Annotated in this window: 21 protein-coding genes; 5 read left to right on the forward strand and 16 right to left on the reverse strand. The window is 59.9% G+C overall.

Annotated features, from left to right (window positions below):
* Nucleotides 1-561: 561 nt before the first annotated feature.
* From ORL50_RS24185 to ORL50_RS24225, 9 genes are all read right to left on the reverse strand, one after another.
* The gene (locus ORL50_RS24185) at nt 562-1164 is read right to left on the reverse strand and encodes an START domain-containing protein (RefSeq protein WP_266018688.1); all 603 of its coding nucleotides are present in this window, start codon (nt 1162-1164) and stop codon (nt 562-564) included.
* A 41-nt stretch (nt 1165-1205) separates the two neighbouring features.
* Complete coding sequence (locus tag ORL50_RS24190; protein ID WP_266018690.1) at nt 1206-1460, reverse strand: YkgJ family cysteine cluster protein; 255 nt, start codon at nt 1458-1460, stop codon at nt 1206-1208.
* Nucleotides 1461-1624: 164 nt separating this feature from the next.
* Entirely contained in the window at nt 1625-2116 is a 492-nt protein-coding gene (locus tag ORL50_RS24195; protein ID WP_266018692.1) for a translation initiation factor 2, read from the reverse strand.
* 89 nt (nt 2117-2205) lie between these two features.
* Nucleotides 2206-3645: an aminotransferase-like domain-containing protein gene (locus tag ORL50_RS24200; protein ID WP_266018693.1), complete on the reverse strand. Its 1440-nt coding sequence runs from the start codon at nt 3643-3645 to the stop codon at nt 2206-2208.
* Nucleotides 3646-3835: 190 nt separating this feature from the next.
* The gene (locus ORL50_RS24205) at nt 3836-4648 is read right to left on the reverse strand and encodes an OmpA family protein (protein ID WP_266018695.1); all 813 of its coding nucleotides are present in this window, start codon (nt 4646-4648) and stop codon (nt 3836-3838) included.
* The gene (locus ORL50_RS24210) at nt 4645-5001 is read right to left on the reverse strand and encodes a DUF4398 domain-containing protein (protein ID WP_266018697.1); all 357 of its coding nucleotides are present in this window, start codon (nt 4999-5001) and stop codon (nt 4645-4647) included. The genes ORL50_RS24205 and ORL50_RS24210 overlap by 4 nt, the downstream gene beginning before the upstream one ends.
* Before the next feature lie 9 nt (nt 5002-5010).
* Nucleotides 5011-5826, reverse strand: a complete 816-nt coding sequence (locus ORL50_RS24215; RefSeq protein WP_266018698.1) for a substrate-binding periplasmic protein — start codon at nt 5824-5826, stop codon at nt 5011-5013.
* An 81-nt stretch (nt 5827-5907) separates the two neighbouring features.
* A complete protein-coding gene (locus ORL50_RS24220; protein ID WP_266018700.1) occupies nt 5908-6837 on the reverse strand; it encodes an electron transfer flavoprotein subunit alpha/FixB family protein in 930 nt (309 codons plus the stop codon).
* A 2-nt stretch (nt 6838-6839) separates the two neighbouring features.
* On the reverse strand, nt 6840-7589 hold the full coding sequence (locus tag ORL50_RS24225; RefSeq protein WP_007987229.1) for an electron transfer flavoprotein subunit beta/FixA family protein: 750 nt from the start codon (nt 7587-7589) through the stop codon (nt 6840-6842).
* A gap of 548 nt (nt 7590-8137) precedes the next feature.
* Here ORL50_RS24225 and ORL50_RS24230 point away from each other — a divergent pair.
* Entirely contained in the window at nt 8138-9802 is a 1665-nt protein-coding gene (locus ORL50_RS24230; RefSeq protein ID WP_266018706.1) for an electron transfer flavoprotein-ubiquinone oxidoreductase, read from the forward strand.
* A gap of 181 nt (nt 9803-9983) precedes the next feature.
* On the opposite strand, the gene ORL50_RS24235 is transcribed toward ORL50_RS24230, so the two are convergent.
* A complete protein-coding gene (locus ORL50_RS24235) occupies nt 9984-10874 on the reverse strand; it encodes an AraC family transcriptional regulator (RefSeq protein WP_266018707.1) in 891 nt (296 codons plus the stop codon).
* Nucleotides 10875-11053: 179 nt separating this feature from the next.
* Here ORL50_RS24235 and ORL50_RS24240 point away from each other — a divergent pair, with 179 nt between their 5' ends.
* Nucleotides 11054-12106 (forward strand): NAD(P)-dependent alcohol dehydrogenase, encoded by a 1053-nt coding sequence (locus ORL50_RS24240; protein WP_266018709.1) that lies wholly within the window; start codon nt 11054-11056, stop codon nt 12104-12106.
* On the opposite strand, the gene ORL50_RS24245 is transcribed toward ORL50_RS24240, so the two are convergent.
* The 6 genes from ORL50_RS24245 to ORL50_RS24270 form a co-directional block, all read right to left on the reverse strand.
* Nucleotides 12107-12910: an IclR family transcriptional regulator gene (locus ORL50_RS24245; RefSeq protein WP_266018711.1), complete on the reverse strand. Its 804-nt coding sequence runs from the start codon at nt 12908-12910 to the stop codon at nt 12107-12109.
* A 60-nt stretch (nt 12911-12970) separates the two neighbouring features.
* Nucleotides 12971-14281 (reverse strand): MFS transporter, encoded by a 1311-nt coding sequence (locus ORL50_RS24250; RefSeq protein ID WP_266018713.1) that lies wholly within the window; start codon nt 14279-14281, stop codon nt 12971-12973.
* A 171-nt stretch (nt 14282-14452) separates the two neighbouring features.
* Nucleotides 14453-15601 carry a galactonate dehydratase gene (gene dgoD, locus ORL50_RS24255; protein WP_122839154.1) on the reverse strand — a complete coding sequence of 383 codons (1149 nt, stop codon included), beginning with the start codon at nt 15599-15601 and terminating at the stop codon, nt 14453-14455.
* Between the two features lie 47 nt (nt 15602-15648).
* On the reverse strand, nt 15649-16269 hold the full coding sequence (locus ORL50_RS24260) for a 2-dehydro-3-deoxy-6-phosphogalactonate aldolase (protein WP_266018717.1): 621 nt from the start codon (nt 16267-16269) through the stop codon (nt 15649-15651).
* A gap of 19 nt (nt 16270-16288) precedes the next feature.
* Complete coding sequence (locus tag ORL50_RS24265) at nt 16289-17302, reverse strand: 2-dehydro-3-deoxygalactonokinase (protein WP_266018719.1); 1014 nt, start codon at nt 17300-17302, stop codon at nt 16289-16291.
* 181 nt (nt 17303-17483) lie between these two features.
* A complete protein-coding gene (locus tag ORL50_RS24270; RefSeq protein ID WP_266018880.1) occupies nt 17484-17966 on the reverse strand; it encodes a GNAT family N-acetyltransferase in 483 nt (160 codons plus the stop codon).
* A 194-nt stretch (nt 17967-18160) separates the two neighbouring features.
* On the opposite strand from ORL50_RS24270, the gene ORL50_RS24275 reads away from it, so the two are divergent.
* The 3 genes from ORL50_RS24275 (at nt 18161) to ORL50_RS24285 (ending at nt 20103) form a co-directional block, all read left to right on the forward strand.
* Nucleotides 18161-19366 (forward strand): MFS transporter, encoded by a 1206-nt coding sequence (locus ORL50_RS24275; protein WP_266018721.1) that lies wholly within the window; start codon nt 18161-18163, stop codon nt 19364-19366.
* 84 nt (nt 19367-19450) lie between these two features.
* Entirely contained in the window at nt 19451-19789 is a 339-nt protein-coding gene (locus ORL50_RS24280) for a hypothetical protein (RefSeq protein WP_266018723.1), read from the forward strand.
* A gap of 59 nt (nt 19790-19848) precedes the next feature.
* Nucleotides 19849-20103, forward strand: a complete 255-nt coding sequence (locus ORL50_RS24285) for a hypothetical protein (protein WP_266018726.1) — start codon at nt 19849-19851, stop codon at nt 20101-20103.
* Nucleotides 20104-20229 lie beyond the last annotated feature (126 nt).

Below are 20229 nucleotides of genomic sequence, written 5' to 3' on the forward strand. Positions count from 1 at the left end.
ACGTAAACGATTACGCATACTTACTGAATAAACACGCCCCTGTAGGAGCCTGGCTTGCCGGCGATGGCGTCCGCGAGATCGCCATCGCCGGCAAGCCGGGCTCCTACAGGGGATTTTGGTTGTGCCAAAAATTCGCCTTCACATAACTCCGCCGATGCAAAGCCGAACTAGCCGTCAGGTCGGCTTTCAGGCCGCCTCGGCCCGGTTGTTGATCGCGGACGCCCGTTAACCACGATGGCCGAACGCAGGCATTGCGCAGCGGGTAAACCGGCAAGGATGCCGGTTTAGCTGCGCTGGGCCAGGGATGGCCCATCGCAGCGACCCGCGGAGCAATGCCGGAGTGAGGGCACACCGAGCCTAAGCGAGGTGCCGAGTGGTGGGGCACAAAGCGTTTGGTTACTTGGCGCTTTCCAAGTAACCCGCTGTAAGAGCGGAACCGTTAGAAGCCATTACCGCAGAAACGGATATGTACACGAAGATCAGATCAAAAGATCGCAGCCTCGTTTCACTCGACAGCTCCTACACAGCTCCTACACAGCTCCAACGCGCCCCCCAGCGAAATCACTTCTCCGCCAGCGCCTTCAACGCCTTCAACGTATTAAACGGCGCATCCACCACAAACTTGTTGGCCACCATGGAAGGCACGCTACCGCCCGGCTCGGTGTGCACCTGGTAAGTCACTTCAACCTGGTCGCCCTTGGGCACGAACTTCCAGAAGCCATCGACCTTGGTCACCCGCACAAAACCCTTTTCCTCGGGAAGGTACTTGGGCACGCCTTCGAGCTTGCGGGTCAGGCTGCCATCGGCACCTTCGACGGTAGTGATGTGCATTACAGAATCCCGCGGAGTGACCGGCCACGGGGTATTGAATTGGGAGTAAGTCCAGCTCTGGTCACCTTCATGCTTGAGCAGTTTCTGCATCTTGCATTCATGAATCCAGGCACAGGCACCCGCCACATCCTCTTGCAAGGCGCGCAGCTTGGCCATGGTGGTTTTCATCAGGGTGATGCCCTGGTAAGCCTTGTAATCGGAACCGGCCACTTCGCTCAAGGACACCTTGATACCGTCCTCGTTCTTGGCGACTTTCCAATCTTCGGCCTGGACCGAAGTCGCCAGCAAAACGGTGAAACCACACAGCACAGCCAAACGATGCAGCGAACCCATAATGTTATTCCTTATTGTTGAAGTTCCGACCGTAGAACACATCACGCCGCCGTCATTTGCTCCCACCAGCCAATCAACCTGATGGCCTCTTCACTGCTGTTGCCGCAAACATCGGGATCGGCCGCAAATGCCGAACAAACGGCCGGGCGCTCCGGTTTACCGAAAATGTTGCACAGGTTTTCGACAGAAAGTTGCAGGCAACGTTCTCCCGCAGGTTTGCCGTGGGGCATCCCGGGGATCGGTGAACTGATGGAAGGGGCAATGCAACAGGCGCCACAACCCTCACGGCATTTCATGACGACGAGCTCCTCGCGACGGGCGATGTGTAAAAAGACAAGGCACAGAGTAACCGCTAAAACAGTTGTTTTAAATTAAACCGGATGAGGTTTTTCCAACAAATGAGCGTGACTGACCAGTCTCCGACAAAGCGTCCTGGCTCGGGGTCACAACCAGGACAACATCACTGCTTGAATTCGAATTCCAGCGCGGCACCCTCGACGTCGCGCCGCTCTTCATTGCGCAACTGCAGCTGCATTTCATTGCTGAGCAGGCGGCCGTTTAGCTGGAAAGGACTGCTGCCAGTCTTGTCGCCAAACATTTGCGGCAGTAAGTCATCGTGCTTGGGCAGCGGCACCGTGCCGACCGGATCCAGCTCCTCAACCATGTCCTTGGGCAGGCTCAGGTCGAGTTTGGCCGACGGTAGCGCAGTTTTCGCTATTTCCTTGGCGGATTTGGACTTGGAAGCAATCGGCGCGCGTTTTTTGACCGGTTTGCTGCTCTTTTTAGCTGGCGCAGTCTTTTTGACCGTAGTGGTCTTTTTCGCCGGGGCCGACGTGCTCGCGGGAGTGCTGGCCGACGGCGTTTCCTGAGTCGGGGCCGCCATCGCCCCTTGTGCCTGAACAGCCATCAGCAGGCAAAACGACAACCACACGGCGGGGAAAATCGGTTTCATGGACCCAGCAACACTGACGGCAGAGGGCCATATGCTCGCCTGTTAGGCGACACAAGACAAGCGCGGACAGGAATAACCTGCCCGTCTCGTCAGAAACCGGCCGCCGTCTCCTGGCAAAGCTGGGTGGCAAGCATGCCCAGCGTCATCAAGGCGCGCTCGGCTTCACGGTTCCAGGGGATGCCACAGTTCAGACGGATACAGTGGTTGAATTGCTCGGTGTTGCTGAAAATCAGGCCCGGAGCAATGCTGATCCCCTGCTGCAACGCCCGCACGTGCAGCTCCTGAGTGTTTACTCGCCCCGGCAGGCTGACCCAAAGAATGAAACCACCCGTGGGCCGGGTCATCTGCGTGCCTTCCGGGAAGTGCTGCTGCACGGCCAGCTGGAAGGCGCTGAGGTTCTTGCGATATTCCTGGCGGATGTAGCGCAAGTGCCGATCGTAGCCGCCGTTTTCCAGATAAGCGGCAATGCCCATCTGGGTGACGCTGCAGGCTGAATGGGTGCTGAAGGTCTGCAGGCGCTGGATTTCCTGCTGGTACTTGCCGGCAATCATCCAGCCGATGCGTACCCCGGGCGACAGGGTCTTGGAGAAGCTTGAGCAATAGATCACCCGATCCAGCCGATCATAGGCCTTGAGCGCCTTGGTGCGGCCCTGTTCGAACATCAGTTCGCCATAGATATCGTCTTCCACGATCTGGATATCGAAGTCCGACGCCAGGCGCAGTAGTTGCTTCTGCCGCTCTTCGGGCATGGTTCCGCCCAAGGGATTGCTCAGGCGCGTGGTCAGCACCAATGCCTTGATTGACCACTGGTTGGCGGCCAGCTGCAGGGCTTCCAGGCTCATGCCCGTGGCGGGATCACTGGGGATTTCGATGACTTTCAGGCCCAGCAGGTCTGCCAGTTGCAGCAGACCATAGTAGGTCGGCGACTCGGCGGCGATCAGGTCGCCCGGCCGGGTCAATACGCGCAGGGACATCTGCAGCGCATCGACGCAACCGTGGGTGATCACCACCTCCGAAGGGTCGACCACTACCCCGGCATCACGCATGCGGATCGCCACCTGACGCCGCAACGGTTCGAATCCCGGGCTGAACATGTAGCTGAAGGCCCGAGGACTGTGGAAGCGCGTGACCTTCGCCAGCTGCTGGTGCAGCGCGCGTACCGGCAGATAATCGACGCTCGGTACCGCAGCGCCAAGGGGAAACACCCCTTCACGCCGGGACTCGACCAGCACCTGCTGAATGATGCTGCTGCGCGTCACCAGGCCTGGGCGCTCGACCCTGGCGATATCCGGGGTCGGCGCCGTCAAGGCCGGGGTCTGGTGCACGTAATAACCCGACTGCGGTCGGGCACGAATCAGCCCCTGATCCTCGAGATTAGCGTACGCCTGCAGCACGGTGGCATGACTGACGTTGAGCTGCGAACTCATCTTGCGCACCGAAGGCACGCGCTCCCCCGGTTGATAGACACCACGGCGGATGTCTTCGGCCAGTTGTTGAGCAATACGTTGGTACAGCAAGAGATTGGTCATGACGCAGCACTCGATTTCACGGGCATTTTATTCTTGTGTGAAACAATACCGGAACAGTTTAGAAGTGTACGGGGACAGTTGCCACAATAGTCGACCGTACAGTGCAGTGTCAGTAAAAACTGTACTGCTTTGTGGGCGAGTTGGCAGGCGTAAAAAAACCCGGCAGTGCCGGGTTTCTATTGGGGGTCAGTTAGCGGGCGGCGCCGAGTTGGCCTTTTTCGTCGGAGAACACAATTTCGACGCGACGGTTCTGTGCCCGCCCCCGCTCCGAGGCATTCACGTCGACCGGGTACTCATCGCCATAACCTTCAACCTTGATGCGTTTGTCATCGATGCCAAGGTCCATCAGCACGTCGGCCACGGACTGCGCGCGATCCCGGGACAATTTGAGGTTTTCCTGCTTGCCACCGGTACTGTCGGTGTAACCCTCGATGCGTACCACGCGCTTGGGATTGAGTTGCAGGAATTGCACGATCTTCAACACCACGCGGTTGGCGGAGCTTTTCAGCTCGGCTTCGCCGGTGTCGAACAACACGTCACCCAAGGTCATGACCAGGCCACGGTCGGTCTGGGTGGTGGCCAGCGCGACGATCTGTTCTTCAAGCCACTTGCCCTGCTGTTGCACGCTGAGCAACTTGGATTCGCGCAGGGCCAGTTGCAGCCGCTGGCGTTCCAGTTCGAGCTTGGCGGCGCGCTCCTCGTTGAGCACCTGTTTGGTGTGCTCCCGAGCGATTTCACTGTAGCGCCGGCTCAAGTAAGCGTAATGCAACACATCCGAGCCACTGCCCCAATAACTGGACAGACGGTCGGCCCGGGCCAGGGACTCGCCCGCTCGAATCACGTCCTTGGGAGCAATGCGCAGCACGTTGGAATCTTCCTTGACCTTCTGGAAGTCGACACTGGCCTCTTGCAACGCCGTCTCGCTGTGCTGCCCGGCGCAGCCATAAAGGCTGGCGCAGCCCACCAGGATCAATCCACCAAAGGTTCTGGACGCAAGCTTCATTGGGCATTCCCCAGTTGCTTGCGCAGGCGGGTGATGCGGGTGTTCAGTACATCCAACTGCTCTTCGCTCTTGAGGGTCAGTACCCGGGCTTCGGCCAGGCGCGCATCCAGCTCGGCCTGTTCGGAGCGCATGCGCGCATTCTTGAAGGACTGGTCGTTCATGCTGCCCTTGGCGCGGTTGAACTTGTCTTCGGCCAGTTTCATTTCCGGGACGTCGGCGGCGGTAGCACCCACGGCCTTGGCCTGTTCAAGCGCCTGTTCGGTCAGGCGCATCTGTTCATTCGGCGCCGGATCGGCTGCACAACCCGCCAGAGCCAGAACGGCCAGGGCAGCGAAAAGAGGTCGAATACTCACTAAAAATCCCTACTGTTTTGGGGTACTGACAGGTTGTTGCTGCTGCAGTTTCCAGCGCTCGATATTGCGCTGCAACGCGGCTTCCGTCAGGCCGGACGCGGGCAATTCTGTCATCTTTTTCGCCAGCTGTCCGCGCAACCACGGATCGTTGCAGGCGGAGTTGTGGGAAACAGCCAGGTACAGCCCGGGTTTGTCGACCGGTTCACCCCGGGCGACCAGGTCATTGGCCATGCTCAAGGACTGCGCAGCCGCCATGCCGGAATAACGTCCGGCCAACACGAACTCCACTTCACCCAGCAGCAGTTTCTGCAACGCCTGGGTCAGGCTGGGCGTGCGGGCCAGGGTCAATTGCTGCTCGGCGTAGGTAGCGAACTGCGGAGTCAATCGAGCTTTTTCCGATATCGCCCCGGGGTGCCCATGAAGGTCTGGTACTTCGTTGTAGACCAGCGGCGAATCCTTGCGAGTCCAGACCAGGTAGTCGTTTTCCAGCAATGGCGGATGAATGTAATCCAGCGCCTCGAGCTCGGCGAACGTCAACGGAGCATCGGCCAGCAGGTCCATACGGCCGCTGCGCACTTCGTCCAGCGCCTGGGCCCGTTTGCCGGCATACAGCAGTTCAACCTTGACGCCCAACTGCCCCGCCACCTGTTGCAACAGATCGGCGCTGGCACCGATCAGGTGCTTGGGGTCCTGGGGGTCTTGCCAAAGATAGGGAGGTGCATCAGGGCTGCCAGTAACCACCAGGCGCTCGCACTTGCCTGCGGCATTGGCCAGGGCTGGCAGTACCGTCAAACCCAGCAGTAACCAACCGAACACTCGCCCCATAACTCTGTCCCCTAAAACGTACGGAAAGCCAAAAAAAAACCCGGCCATAAGGCCGGGCTCTTTATAAGTGAAGCCGCTGGATTAGACCAGCTTCTCCAGCTCAGGGATGGCTTCGAACAAGTCCGCCACCAGGCCATAATCGGCCACCTGGAAGATCGGCGCTTCTTCGTCCTTGTTGATCGCAACGATCACCTTGGAGTCTTTCATGCCGGCCAGGTGCTGGATCGCGCCGGAAATACCGACCGCGATGTACAGCTGTGGAGCAACGATCTTGCCGGTCTGACCGACCTGCATGTCGTTGGGTACAAAACCTGCGTCGACCGCAGCGCGGGAAGCGCCGACGGCAGCGCCCAGCTTGTCGGCCAGGGCGTACAGGTGCTTGAAGTTGTCGCCGTTCTGCATGCCACGCCCGCCGGAAACGACGATCTTGGCAGCGGTCAGTTCCGGACGATCGGACTTGGCCAGCTCTTCGCCAACGAAGCTGGAAGTGCCAGCGTCGTGGGCAGCAGCAACGGTTTCAACCGACGCCGAACCGCCTTCTGCAGCAACCGGGTCGAAACCGGTGGCCCGCACGGTGATCACTTTTACCGACGCGTTCGACTGAACGGTGGCAATGGCGTTACCGGCGTAGATTGGGCGCTTGAAGGTGTCAGCGCTTTCTACCGAGATGATCTCGGAGATCTGGTCAACGTCCAGCTGGGCGGCAACGCGCGGCAGGATGTTTTTGCCGTTGGAAGTGGCGGCAGCCAGGATGTGGCTGTAGCCAGCGCCCAGCTCTGCAACCAGAGGAGCAACGTTTTCCGGCAGCTGATGCGCGTAAGCAGCGTTGTCGGCCAGCAGCACTTTAGCCACGCCAGCGATTTTCGCAGCGGCTTCAGCCACGGCGCCAGCGCCCTGGCCTGCAACCAGAACGTGGATGTCGCCGCCGATTTTGGCAGCGGCAGCCACGGTGTTCAGGGTGGCCGGAGCCACTACCTTGTTGTCGTGTTCAGCGATTACCAAGATAGTCATGATCAGATTACCTTCGCTTCGTTTTTCAGTTTCTCGACCAGTTCAGCCACCGACTTGACCTTGATACCCGCGCTGCGTGCAGCAGGCGCTTCGACTTTCACGGTCTTGTTGGTGGAGGCGGTGGAAACGCCCAAAGCATCCGGAGTCAGCACTTCGAGAGGCTTCTTCTTGGCTTTCATGATGTTTGGCAGGGACGCGTAGCGCGGCTCGTTCAAACGCAGGTCGGTGGTGACGATGGCCGGCAGTTTCAGGGAAACTGTCTGCGCGCCGCCGTCGATTTCGCGGGTGACAGCAACGCTGTCGCCGCTGATTTCGACTTTGGACGCGAACGTGCCCTGACCGTAACCGCTCAGTGCAGCCAGCATCTGGCCGGTCTGGTTGTTGTCGCTGTCGATGGCTTGTTTGCCAAGGATCACCAGCTGAGGCTGTTCCTTGTCGACAACAGCCTTGAGCAGCTTGGCAACGGCCAGGGAAGTCAGATCTTCAGCGGATTCGACGAGGATGGCGCGGTCCGCACCCAGAGCCAGCGCAGTGCGCAGTTGCTCCTGAGCGGTGGACGGGCCTACGGAGACGACGACGATTTCAGTCGCAACGCCTTTTTCTTTCAGGCGTACGGCTTCTTCCACTGCGATTTCGCAGAATGGGTTCATCGACATCTTGACGTTGGCGAGGTCGACGCCGGAATTGTCCGCCTTGACGCGAACCTTGACGTTGTAATCCACAACGCGTTTGACAGCTACAAGAACCTTCATGGATTCCTCGTTACTCTCCGGTGAAAAGAAAATCGCCTAGGCGAACCTGGCGGATAATGCTCATCGGGCGCAAGGGCACCTCTAAAAACGCCGGCATAAGTGTCAAGTGACCATCGCTCATGATGCTGATGACCGTTCGTCAGTGGCGACCGACGAGTCATTCATTATCGCGGCGTGTAAACTGCGCGCCAAACCCGCACTGCGCATCACCTTCTACTGCCATCGCCCTGTCTTTAGAGGTGCTCTTGAAACCAACAGTCAGCCTACGGCGAGCGCAAAACCGACCGTATCTTGACCGGAACACCTATTCCGGTCAATACGGCAAAATGGCCGTTCATAAGCCGCGTGACTTTGATTTACCTGGGTTTGAGCCAATTCAAACAAACGTTTGTATTGGACGCTGAGAGTGGTGTAGATATAATGCGCCACCCAGAGAGAAAGGTGGTCAATCGATTGTCCTGTTCAGCGCATTGCGCAGAAATTCATGGATGCGACACCAAACCTCCAATTAGAAAAAAAACTGTTGAGCCTTGAGTAGGAGATAACCTGTGGAACGCGAATACATGGAATTCGACGTCGTCATCGTCGGTGCCGGCCCCGCTGGTCTTTCCGCCGCCTGCCGGTTGAAGCAGAAAGCCGCTGAAGCCGGTAAGGAAATCAGCGTCTGCGTGGTCGAAAAAGGCTCCGAGGTCGGTGCACACATTCTCTCTGGCGCGATTTTCGAACCCCGCGCCCTGAATGAATTGTTCCCAGACTGGAAAGAACTGGGCGCGCCGCTGAACACCCCAGTCACGCGCGACGACATTTTTGTCCTGAAGAACGCCGACAACGCGCAGAAAATTCCTGACTTCTTTGTGCCCAAGACCATGCACAACGAAGGCAACTACATCATCTCCCTGGGCAACCTGTGCCGCTGGCTGGCCCAGCAGGCCGAGAACCTGGGCGTGGAAATCTACCCGGGCTTCGCTGCACAGGAAGCGCTGTTCGACGAGAACGGCGTAGTGCGCGGGATCATCACCGGTGACCTGGGCGTTGACCGCGAAGGCCATCCGAAAGAAGGCCTGTACACCCCAGGCATGGAACTGCGTGGCAAGTACACGCTGTTCGCCGAAGGTTGCCGTGGCCACATCGGCAAGCAACTGATCAAGCGTTTCAACCTCGACAGCGAGGCCGACGCCCAGCACTACGGCATCGGGCTGAAAGAAATCTGGGAAATCGACGAGGCTTTGCATCAGCCAGGCCTGGTGGTCCACACCGCCGGTTGGCCGCTGGACATCATGGGCACCGAGAACACCGGTGGCTCGTTCCTCTATCACCTGGAAAACAACCAGGTGGTTGTCGGCCTGATCGTCGACCTGTCCTACAGCAACACCTACCTGTCGCCGTTCGACGAATTCCAGCGCCTCAAGCACCACCCGGTACTCAAGCAGTACCTGGAAGGCGGCAAGCGCATCAGCTACGGCGCTCGCGCCATCTGCAAAGGCGGCTTGAATTCGCTGCCGAAGATGGTCTTCAAGGGCGGCGCGCTGATCGGTTGCGACCTCGGCACCCTGAACTTCGCCAAGATCAAGGGCAGCCACACCGCGATGAAGTCCGGCATGCTCGCGGCTGAATCCGTGGCCGAGGCACTGTTCGCCGAAAAAGACGGCACCGAAGAGCTGACCTCCTACGTCGACGCGTTCAAGAACAGCTGGCTGCACGAAGAACTGTTCGCCAGCCGCAACTTCGGCCCGGCGATCCACAAGTTCGGCGCTATCGTGGGTGGTGGTTTCAACTGGCTGGACCAGAACATCTTTGGCGGCAAGCTGCCGTTCACCTTGCACGACACCAAGCCGGATTACGCGTGTCTGAAACTGGCGGCCGACTGCAAGAAGATCGACTACCCGAAACCCGATGGCAAGATCAGCTTCGACAAGCTGAGCTCGGTGTTCATCTCCGGTACCAACCATGAAGAAGAGCAGCCGTGCCACCTGAAGCTGACCGATCCAAGTATTCCGATCGCCAAGAACCTGCCGCTGTACGATGAGCCTGCCCAGCGTTACTGCCCGGCTGGCGTATATGAGGTGGTAACCAAGGAAGACGGCGAGAAGCGCTTCCAGATCAACGCCCAGAACTGTGTTCACTGCAAGACCTGCGACATCAAGGACCCTGCGCAGAACATCACGTGGGTGGCGCCGGAAGGTGCTGGCGGCCCGACTTACCCGAACATGTAAGTCCTGCGCCTGAACATCAAGGCTCCCGAATGGGGGCCTTTTTGTTGCCTGCAATTTATAAAACACTGAAGGTCCCCTGTGGGAGCGGGCTTGCTCGCGAATGCGGTGGATCAGTCACCACCTAGTCGACTGACACACCGCTTCGCGAGCAAGCCCGCTCCCACAGGGGATTGGCGGTGGATCAGGCGGCGCGTTCTTCGCCGGGGTTACGCTCGAAGTAACGTTTGTACTCGCGACTGAACTGGGAAGTGCTCTGGTAACCCACGCGATGCGCCACCTGCGCCACGCCCAGCCCTTCGGCCATCAGCAACGCCTGGGCCCTGAGCAGGCGCAAGCGCTTGAGATACTGCACCGGCGATAACAGCGTGCTGCGTTTGAAATGCTCGTGAAACGTCGACGCACTCATGTTCGCGCAACTGGCCAGGGTCTCGACGTTCAGTGGCTCGGTGTAATGCGCATGCAGATGACTGAGCGCGGCGGCGATCCGCGCAAATTGCCCTTGTTGCTCCACCAGCGCCCGCAGCACATCGGCCTGCGGACCACGCAATGCAACGAACAACAATTCACGCAACCGCGCCTGGCCCATGATCTGGCATTCCAGCGGATCGTGCAGGCAGCGCAACAACCGCTCCACACAACCGCGCATCGCATCATCGAGCACCGCCGAAGTCATGGACTCTGGAGTCTGCGCCGGAATATGCCGCCCCGGCGCCAAGCCCATGGCCAGCACCAGCTCACCGAGCAGCACTCGATCGATGGCAATGGAAACACCCAGCATCGGCCCGTCCGGCGCCGAAAACGTTTCGCACTCAAACGGCACCGGCAACGCCTGAATCAGATAATGCCCAGCGCCATACTCCAGCCTGCGCGGCCCCAGATACGCCAGTTTGCTGCCTTGGGCGATGATCACCAGGCTCGGCTCGTATATCTGCGGGCCACGGGCAACGTCACAACTGGCGCGCAAAACCTGCACACCGGCCAAGGCAGTGGGCGCGAAGCCATCACGGGTGGTCAGCGGCTGGATCAGCGAAACCAGGGCTGCATTGGCATCGAGATGACGGGTCAACAACATGTAAAAAAATCTCGAAAAAGGGCATGAAAGCATCATCGCAGGTCTGACCGCCCATTTGATCAAACGTACGCCGATGCCGGAGGAATAGGCATGACACCCGGAGGAATCACCATGGCCGATGGCGGGCCCGGCGACCAAAATGCATCGCCTCACTTGTCACTGCTTTTGCGAGGTTCCTCATGTACACCGCTATCGGATATGCCGCCCAGTCGGCCACCACTCCCCTCGCCCCGATGAAATTCGAACGCCGCAGCCCTCGCGCTGATGACGTAGCCATCGACATTCTCTACTGCGGAGTCTGCCATTCCGACATCCACCAGGCCCGCAACGAGTGGGGAATCGCGGTCTACCCGTTGATGCCCGGTCACGAGATCGTAGGCAAAGTTACCGCCGTCGGTGCGAATGTCACCAAGCACAAAGTCGGCGATCTGGTCGGTGTCGGCTGCATGGTTGATTCGTGCCGCAGTTGCGAAGCCTGCCAATCTAACCTCGAGCAATACTGCCTTGAAGGTCCGACCATGACCTACGCCACCCCGGACCGGGTCGATGGCAGCAACACCATGGGCGGCTATTCCGACAGCATCGTGGTCAGCGAGCACTTCGTGGTGCGCATCCCGCAAAAGCTCGACCTCGCCAGCGCCGCGCCGATCCTCTGCGCCGGCATCACCACCTATTCCCCGCTCAAGCACTACGGGGTCAAGGCTGGCGACAAGGTCGGGATTCTCGGCATGGGCGGCCTGGGACACATGGGCATCAAGTTCGCCAAGGCCATGGGCGCCGAAGTGACGCTGTTCACCCGCTCGGCGAGCAAGGCCGAAGAAGGTCGTCGCCAGGGCGCCGACCACGTCATCGTGTCCACCGATGCCGAACAGATGAAGGCCGCTGCAGGACACTTCGACTTCCTGCTGGACACCATTCCGGTGCAGCACGACCTCAACCCCTACCTCGATACCCTGCGTTTTGACGGAGTGCACATCCTGGTAGGCCTGATCGAACCGGTCGACCCACCCGTGCATGCCGGCAAGCTGGTCATGAGCCGCCGAGTGCTGGCCGGCTCGCTGATTGGCGGTATTGCCGAGACTCAGGAAGTGCTGGACTTCTGCGCCGAGCACGGCATCACCTGCGACATCGAAATGCTCGACATCCGCCAGATCAACGAGGCTTACGCTCGCATGATCGCCGGCGACGTGAAATACCGTTTCGTGATCGACATGGCCACCCTGAAGGTCTGATCAGACCTTGGCCCCAAGCTCCGCCGACAGCCGGGCTGTGACCCCTTTGATCAGGGGAATCAGTTCGGCCATTTTTTCCAGCGGCATGTAGGGCACGGTGCTGGCGATGCTGATGCCGGCAACAATACGCTTGCTGGCGTCACGAATAGGCGCCGCGACACAGCGGATCGACGGTTCGTTGTCTTCCAGATCGAAGGCATATCCGCCTGCCACGTACTCAAGCATGCGCTGCTGAAACTGCTCCCAGGATTGCTCCGGGTGCTGCGGCCAGAACAGATTTTTCCCACCCGCCGGCAAGCTGACTTCGTACAGCCGCTGCCATTCTTCCTGACTGTCATCGAGCATCAGCGCCTTGCCAATACCGGTGCGCGCCAGCGGCATGCGGTGGCCAACCCGCGAGCGCATTTCCGGACCATTGCGTCCCGGGTTCTTGTGCAGGTATAGCACCTCGTCACCCTCACGAATCGCCAGGTGAATGGTGTCGCCGGTCAAGGCCGACAACTCGTCCAGATACGGCCCGGCCAGGGTCACCAACGGCAGTTCTTCGCGGGCCTGAAAACCCAGCTCGATCAGCTTGGGCCCCAACAGGTAACCGACTTGCGGCACCACACGCAGATAACGCTCGTCCACCAGGCAGCTGGCCAGGCGATGAGTGGTGCTGCGCGTGGTCCCGATCATCCGGGCAATTTCCTTGAGATCGCGAGCGCCACTGGCCACGGCCTGGACCACGCCCAGGCCACGAAGCAATGTCTGGGTGCCGGTGGGCGCGGCGTCCTTGGCAATTTTTGCGGAGTCTTCCTGCATATCCAGCCTTTACCGTTGAGCGAGTGAACGGGCGGCATTATGGTCGCCCGATGCCGGTCACTACAACTTGATACGCTCGACCTTGCCCACCAGCAGCACGTAGGAAAGTGCTCCGATCAGCGCCAGGACCGAGATATAGGTGATTGCCGGGGCAAAGGAATCACCGGTGGCCAGGAAGCCGATGACAATTGGCGTGGTAATCGCCGACAGGTTGCCGATGAAATTGAACACCCCACCGGTCAAGCCGAGCAACCGCGCCGGCGCCAGGGTCGAGACCAGCGACCAGGTGATTGACGCCAGGCCGTTACCGAAGAATGCCAGCGCCAGGAAGGCGATGACCAGCGGAGTCGACTCGACGAAATTGGCACCAATGATCGAGGTCGAAATCAGCAGGCCGCCAATGATCGGCAACTTGCGCGCGAACCCGACGCTGTAGCCGCGACGGATCAGCAAGTCCGAGAAGAACCCCGAGCACAACACTCCGACGAAAGCGGCAAGAAACGGCAGCGACGCCAGCAGGCCGGACTTGATGAAGTCCATGCCGCGATATTTCACCAGGTAGGTCGGGAACCAGGTCAGGAAAAACCACAACGTCGAGTTCAGGCAAAACTGCCCCAGGTAGATGCCCCAAAGTTTGCGTTTGGTCAGCACGATGCCGAGGTCGGTCCAGCTGAACTTGGCCTTGACCTTGGCTTGTTCGGCCTGGATATCCACCAGCCCGCCACCTTCGCGGATCAGTTCGATTTCGGCGGCATTGGCCCCCTTGAAGTCCCTTGGTTCGCGATACACCGCGTACCAGATCACTGCCCACAGAATGCCGACGGCACCGGTGCTGACGAACACCATGTGCCAGCCGTATTGGTGCTGCAGCCAGGCCAGCACCGGTGTCAGGAACGCCAGGCCGACGAACTGTCCGGAAGTGTAGAAGCCGATGGCCGTCGCCCGTTCGCGCTCGGGAAACCAGGTGGTGACCACGCGGCTGTTGATCGGATACGCCGGCGCTTCCAGCGCACCCACCGCCATGCGCAAGACGAACAGCGCGATGAAGCTGGCGGCGAAGCCGAGCATCACCGTAGCGATCGACCACAACAACAGGGCAACGCTGTAGAGAATGCGCGGCGGCACCCGATCCACCAGCCAGCCGCCGGGAATTTGCATGGCCGCGTAGGTCCAGCCGAATGCGGAGAAGATCAGCCCGACGTGAATGGGGTCGATCCCCAGTTCGCTGGTGAGCGCCGGGGCGGCGATCGACAGGTTGCTGCGGTCCAGGTAGTTGATGACCACGGTGATGAACAGCAGCACCATGATGAAAAAACGCTTGCGGCTGGGTGCCACCAACGACGCCTGCCCGGTGAGGGTTTGCGGTTGCATGGGGGGGCCTCTTCTTATGTTTATTGAGGTCAATTAGAAATTTGCGCTGAACCCTGTGGGAGCGGGCTTGCTCGCGAATACGGTGCGTCAGTCGACATGGACGCTGAATGACACGCCGCTTTCGCGAGCAAGCCCGCTCCCACAATGGATATCTTTTGGGTCAGGAAGAACTCACCACTCGGCAAAGCTGCCATCGGCGTGGCGCCAGATCGGGTTGCGCCAGCGGTGGCCGACCGCTGCACGCTCGATCACGTACTCCTCGTTGATCTCGATACCCAGGCCCGGACCGTTCGGGATCTTCACAAAGCCTTTGTCATAGTCGAACACCCGCGGATCCTTGACGTAATCCAGCAGATCGTTGCTTTCGTTGTAATGGATACCCAGGCTCTGCTCCTGGATGAACGCGTTGTAGCAAACCGCATCCAGCTGGAGGCAGGCGGCCAGTGCGATCGGGCCCAACGGGCAATGCAGCGCCAGGGCGACGTCGTAGGCCTCGGCCATGTTGGCGATTTTGCGGGTCTCGGTGATGCCGCCGGCATGGGACGCATCCGGCTGGATGATGTCGACGTAACCTTCGCTGAGCACGCGCTTGAAATCCCAGCGCGAGAACAGGCGCTCGCCGAGGGCAATCGGGGTGCTGGTCAGCGGCGCCAGTTCCTTCAAGGCTTCGTAGTTTTCGCTGAGCACCGGCTCTTCGATAAACATCAACTTGTACGGATCCAGCTCTTTCATCAACACCTTGGCCATGGGCTTGTGCACCCGGCCATGGAAGTCCACGCCGATGCCGACGTTCGGCCCCACCGCATCCCGCACGGCAGCAACGTTAGCCAATGCCAGGTCGACTTTCTCGAAAGAGTCGAGGAATTGCAGTTCTTCGGTGCCATTCATCTTCACTGCGGTGAAACCACGCCCCACCGCTTCTTTCGCAGCACGGGCGGTGTCCGCAGGCCGGTCCCCGCCTATCCAGGAATACACTCGGATCTTGTCCCGAACCTGGCCACCGAGCAGATCGCTGACCGACACTCCCAGCGCCTTGCCCTTGATGTCCCACAGCGCTTGATCGATACCGGCCAACGCGCTCATGTGGATGGCACCGCCACGGTAGAAGCCGCCGCGATAAAGCACTGTCCAGATGTCTTCGATGTTGCGTGGGTCCTTGCCGATCAGGTAGTCGGACAATTCCTCGACGGCTGCAGCGACGGTGTGGGCGCGGCCTTCGACCACGGGCTCGCCCCACCCGGTCACGCCCTCGTCGGTTTCGATCTTGAGGAAGCACCAGCGCGGCGGCACGATGAAGGTAGTGAGTTTGGTGATTTTCATCTGTATGTCTCTCTTATTAGATGCAGCGCTCGCAGCGCCAAAAAGTCTTAGCGAAGGGCGTTCCAGGCAGCCACGTAGGCCTTGGCGTTAGTCGCCACTTGCTCTGGCGTCATGCCCGGCTTGAACAGCCCGGAACCCAGGCCGAAACCTTTGACCCCGGCGTCGATGAACACTTGCATGTTGTCTGGTGTGATCCCGCCAACTGGCGCCAGCACAGTCCCGGCCGGCAGCACAGCGAGCCAGGCTTTCACCACTGCAGGGCCCATTTGTTCGGCGGGGAACATCTTGAGTACGTCCGCGCCTTCGGCCAGCGCGGCGAACGCTTCGGTCGGAGTGGCAACACCCGGCGACAGGAACAGACCCGCCGCTTTTGCCGCACGCAACACCTTGGGATCGCTATGGGGCATGACGATCACCTGGCCGCCTGCAGCTTTCACCTGCTCGACCTGCTCCGGGGTGAGCACCGTGCCGGCGCCGATCAAGCAATCGGCAGGCAAGGTATCGCGCAGGATGCGGATGCTGTCGTACGGCTCGGGAGAATTGAGCGGCACTTCGATGACACGAAATCCGGCGGCATACAGGACTTCACCAATGGCGCCCGCTTCTTGCGGACGCAGGCCACGCAGGATCGCGATCAGACCGTTTTGCGCCAGGGCTTGCTTGAGCATGTCAGACCTCCAGTGGGGGTTAGCGGGAAGAAGTTGGCGGGATGAGACCGGCGGCCAGCGCCAGTTGCCATAACCCGCGCTCGGTGGCCTGCTCGGCCAGGGACACCCGGGCAAAACCACAGGCATCGAGGGCGCGTTGATAGCGGTCGCAGAGTTGGGTATTGCCAATGAGGATGACCGACGGCAGATGCACGCTGTTGCGGCGATGACGCTGGACATTCGCCAGCGCGCAAACTTCGTGGCCGATCAGCAGCCCGGACAGATAGTCCGGCTGGGCGCTGGCAGGCAGTTCACCGGTCAGGCCAAGGCTGCGGGCACTGAACAGGGTCGACAGTGGACCGATGTCGCCATCGGTCGACAACGCCACCTGCACGCCGCGGTCGAATGCATCGCCGTCAAAGGAACCGCCGCGCTGCTGGGTGCGGCCGAGAATGCTGTGCTCGCTGAGCACTGCGAAAATTTCCCCGGTCATGAAGGTATCGAAATGCACGATGCAGCCTTCAGCTACTTCCACCCATTTCGAATGACTGCCGGGCAGGCCGATCAGTAGATCGCTGGCGCCGCCGTTATCTGCAAGGCCGCTCTTATCTGAAAGCGTATGCAGAACGCCAAGCACCTGGGTTTCTTCGCCGCGCATCACATTTGGCAGGCGCGAGCGCTGGATGACGCCCGGCACGATGTGCACGTCGACTCCGCGAATACTGCGCACGGTTTGCAGGGATGTGCCGAGATCGGCAACGTTGGCCGGGGTGTCCCGGTAGGCGGCTTCGTGCCAGCCCTGGGCGCTGCCGACCATGCCACAGGCAATCACCGGCAAGCCGGGTTGCGCGTCAAGCCAGTCGCCGCAGGCTTGATCAAAGGCCAGTTCAAAACCGTCAGCGCAGGGCTGGCCGGCGATCACTCGGGGCGTGCGCGGCAGCTGCATGATGCCCGTCGACAGCGACCGCTGCTCCAGCACCTGGCCACCTTCGGCGAGTTTGTAAGCACGTAGTGAGGTTGTCCCCCAATCGAGCGCGATCAATTGCGCCAGCATCGCTTCACCTGTTCTGTTTGTTTGGCAGTGAGTGAGCTGGAATATAAACCTGAGCGGGGTTAAATCTCAATATATAAATATCAATCCCATATTGTGGAATGATCAAAAAAAGATCGCAGCCTGCGGCAACTCCTACAGGGATCGTAGGAGCTGCCGCAGGCTGCGATCTTTTAGGGAATTATCAATTACCGGCAGCAAAGTCCCGCAGCACTGCCCCATCCATCCGATAGCGCACCCACTCTTCCTGCGGTTGCGCCCCCAGGGATTGGTAGAACTCGATAGCCGCCTTGTTCCAGTCCAGCACGCTCCATTCGAATCGCCCGCAATCATTGGCGCAGGCGATCTTCGCCAGGTGGCGCAACAGCGTCTTGCCCGCCCCGCCGCCGCGCTGTTCGGGGGTGATGTACAAGTCTTCCAGGTACAGGCAGTTGCTGCCCAACCAGGTCGAGTAGCTGAAGAAGAACACCGCAAAGCCGATCGGCAGGCCGTCGCGCAGGCAGATCAGGCCATGGGCGGTGGCGCCCTCGCTGAACAGGCTGCGCTCGATGTCGGCGACGCTGGCGATGACTTCGTGGCGAGCCCGTTCGTAGTCGGCCAGTTCAGTGATGAACGCGAGAATTTGCGGAGCATCGCTGGGGGTCGCCGGGCGGATGTCGATCGTCATGGACGTGCCTTCGTCAAAAGTGGAAAACGCCATACTAAGTCGCTCCGCGACCTGCGTCACATCTCAATCGACACCGCCGCCCGGGAATACTCCGGTCGTGGCTAATGCTGAAATCGCCAACCTCGCACCTAACGCCAACGCCCCGCGTGATAGATAGACAGTTAGCGTTTTTTTATCCGGACAAGGACCCCGCCATGCCGACCGCAATACCCGTCGTCTCGAACCGCCTGTTCGCGCTGTTTTGCTTCGCCAGCTACCTGCTGTCGTTGTCCTACGGCTCGACCTTCCTGTTGTCGCTGCTGATCAGCTCCCGGGGTGGCAACGAGCATGATGCCGGCAGCGTGATTTCGGCGGCGATGCTCAGCACTTTTGTTGCGGTTATTGTGTCCCGGCACTTGTCGGATACCCTCGGCGCCGCGCGCTCGATTGCCCTGTTCGCGATCTTGCTGGCGGCGGCAAGCCTGGGTTTTGCCATGGCGCCAGGATTTGGCGACCTGCTACTGGTGTTCGGTTTACTGTTGGGGCTGGGTTGGGGCGTGTTCTATACCTTGGGGCCGATCATCGTCGCGAGTCTGGTCACGCCCGCGCAACGGACTCGCTATTTTGCCTTGCTGTCGGGGAGCATGCTGAGCGGGATTGGCAGTGGTCCTTTGCTCGGGCGCCTGGCGAGCGAGTTGGGGTATCCGGTGACGGCAGCGTTTTACCTGGCCGCACTGGCGAGCCTGGTCGGCGTCGGACTGTTCTGGCGCTTGGATATGCAGCTGCGGCAAGCGCCGTGTGCATCGACTGCAGGGGCACGCATTTCCTGGCGCGCAACGGCTCGAGTGCTGTCATCCAAAGCAGCGTTTCCAATCATCATGGTCGGCCTTGGCGGCTGCATCTTCGGGGGCCTGTCGAGCTTTCAAACCAGCTACGCCGCCGCTCGGTCAGTCGACTATTCGCTGTTCTTCCTGGGCTTCATGGGCGCGGCCATCGCCGGGCGAATGTTGATCGCCGGGTTGGTGGTCAAGCGCGACCCATTGCGCGCCTCCTGCTTGCTATCCGGGTTGACCCTGGGTTCAATCCTGATGTTCGCTTATGTGGTGAACGACACCTTCAGCTACTTGATGGCAGCGGTGATGCTAGGCATCGGCTACGGCCTGACCTACTCGGTGATCAATGGCCTGGCGGCCAACGAAGCACCCGCCGGCACTCTGTCGCAAGCGCTGCTGCTGTTCAGCCTTGCGTACTTCATCGGAGTGTTTGGCTTTCCGTTCGTGGCCGGCAAGATCATCGTCGACTATGGGATGGCGACACTTTTGCACACAGTTGTGCTGATCAGCCTGCTGAACTGGTTGATCACCGCAGGGCGTCTGCTCTGGCGACGAATCTCGGAGGCCAGGGCGGCTCAAAGCGCCTGAACCGTTCGTCGACCTTCAGGCACCAATTCAAATCAGGGGCGGACCAATATTCGGTAAGGACTTTAAATTAATGGAGATGACACCATGATCCTGTCCAGATTGACCGCCCTCACACTTGCTACCTTGCTGTCCTCTACCGCGTTCGCGGCGACCGTAGCGACCGGCACGGGACCGACCAATCCAGTGGAAGCGCCCAGAGCGCCCGCCATCCAGAGCGCCCCGGGTATCAACACTAATGGCACTGGGGTCGACAGCAGTTTGCCGCCGTCCACCGGCACCGACCCCAGGACCCAAGGCAGCGACATGGGCCGTCAGGGCGGGATGAACGCACCGGACACCCAGACTCCCGATAACGCAGAAACCGGCACCGGCTCGAAAACCACTACCGGTGGCTCGGGTTCAGAAGGTGGTGCCAGCCAATAGTTCGCCCACGCGAGCAGCGCTTTTACTTTTATGAAAGCTACTGTCATGAAGAGGTAAGCATGAACGTCGATGAAAACCTTGAGAAAGAAGTCCTGACCCGTCTGTTGCACGCCCATCCGAGTGGTTTGGGTAAAGAGGTCCTGGATAATTACCGCGGGGAAAAAGTCGTGGCCAGCACCCTCGCCACTTTGCAGGATCGCGGCCTGATCCAGCAGGGGCATGTCACGTGCAACGAGGCTGGCGAGCATTCGCTGAATCTGCCGATCAAGCTCAGCGCGGCGGGGGTTGAGGCTGCGCGTAAGCTGGACGTTTAGTCTGGGCTTGCGCTGGGGCTGGTGGTCCTATCGCGAGCAGGCTCGCTCCTACAGGGGTTGGGCTTTATGACGCTATCGCCGGCAAGCCGGCTCCTGCAAGGGATGTGTGAACACCACCTGTAGGAG

Source organism: Pseudomonas sp. RIT-562 (assembly GCF_026241895.1).
In the GTDB taxonomy this organism is placed as follows: Bacteria; Pseudomonadota; Gammaproteobacteria; order Pseudomonadales; family Pseudomonadaceae; genus Aquipseudomonas; species Aquipseudomonas mandelii_F.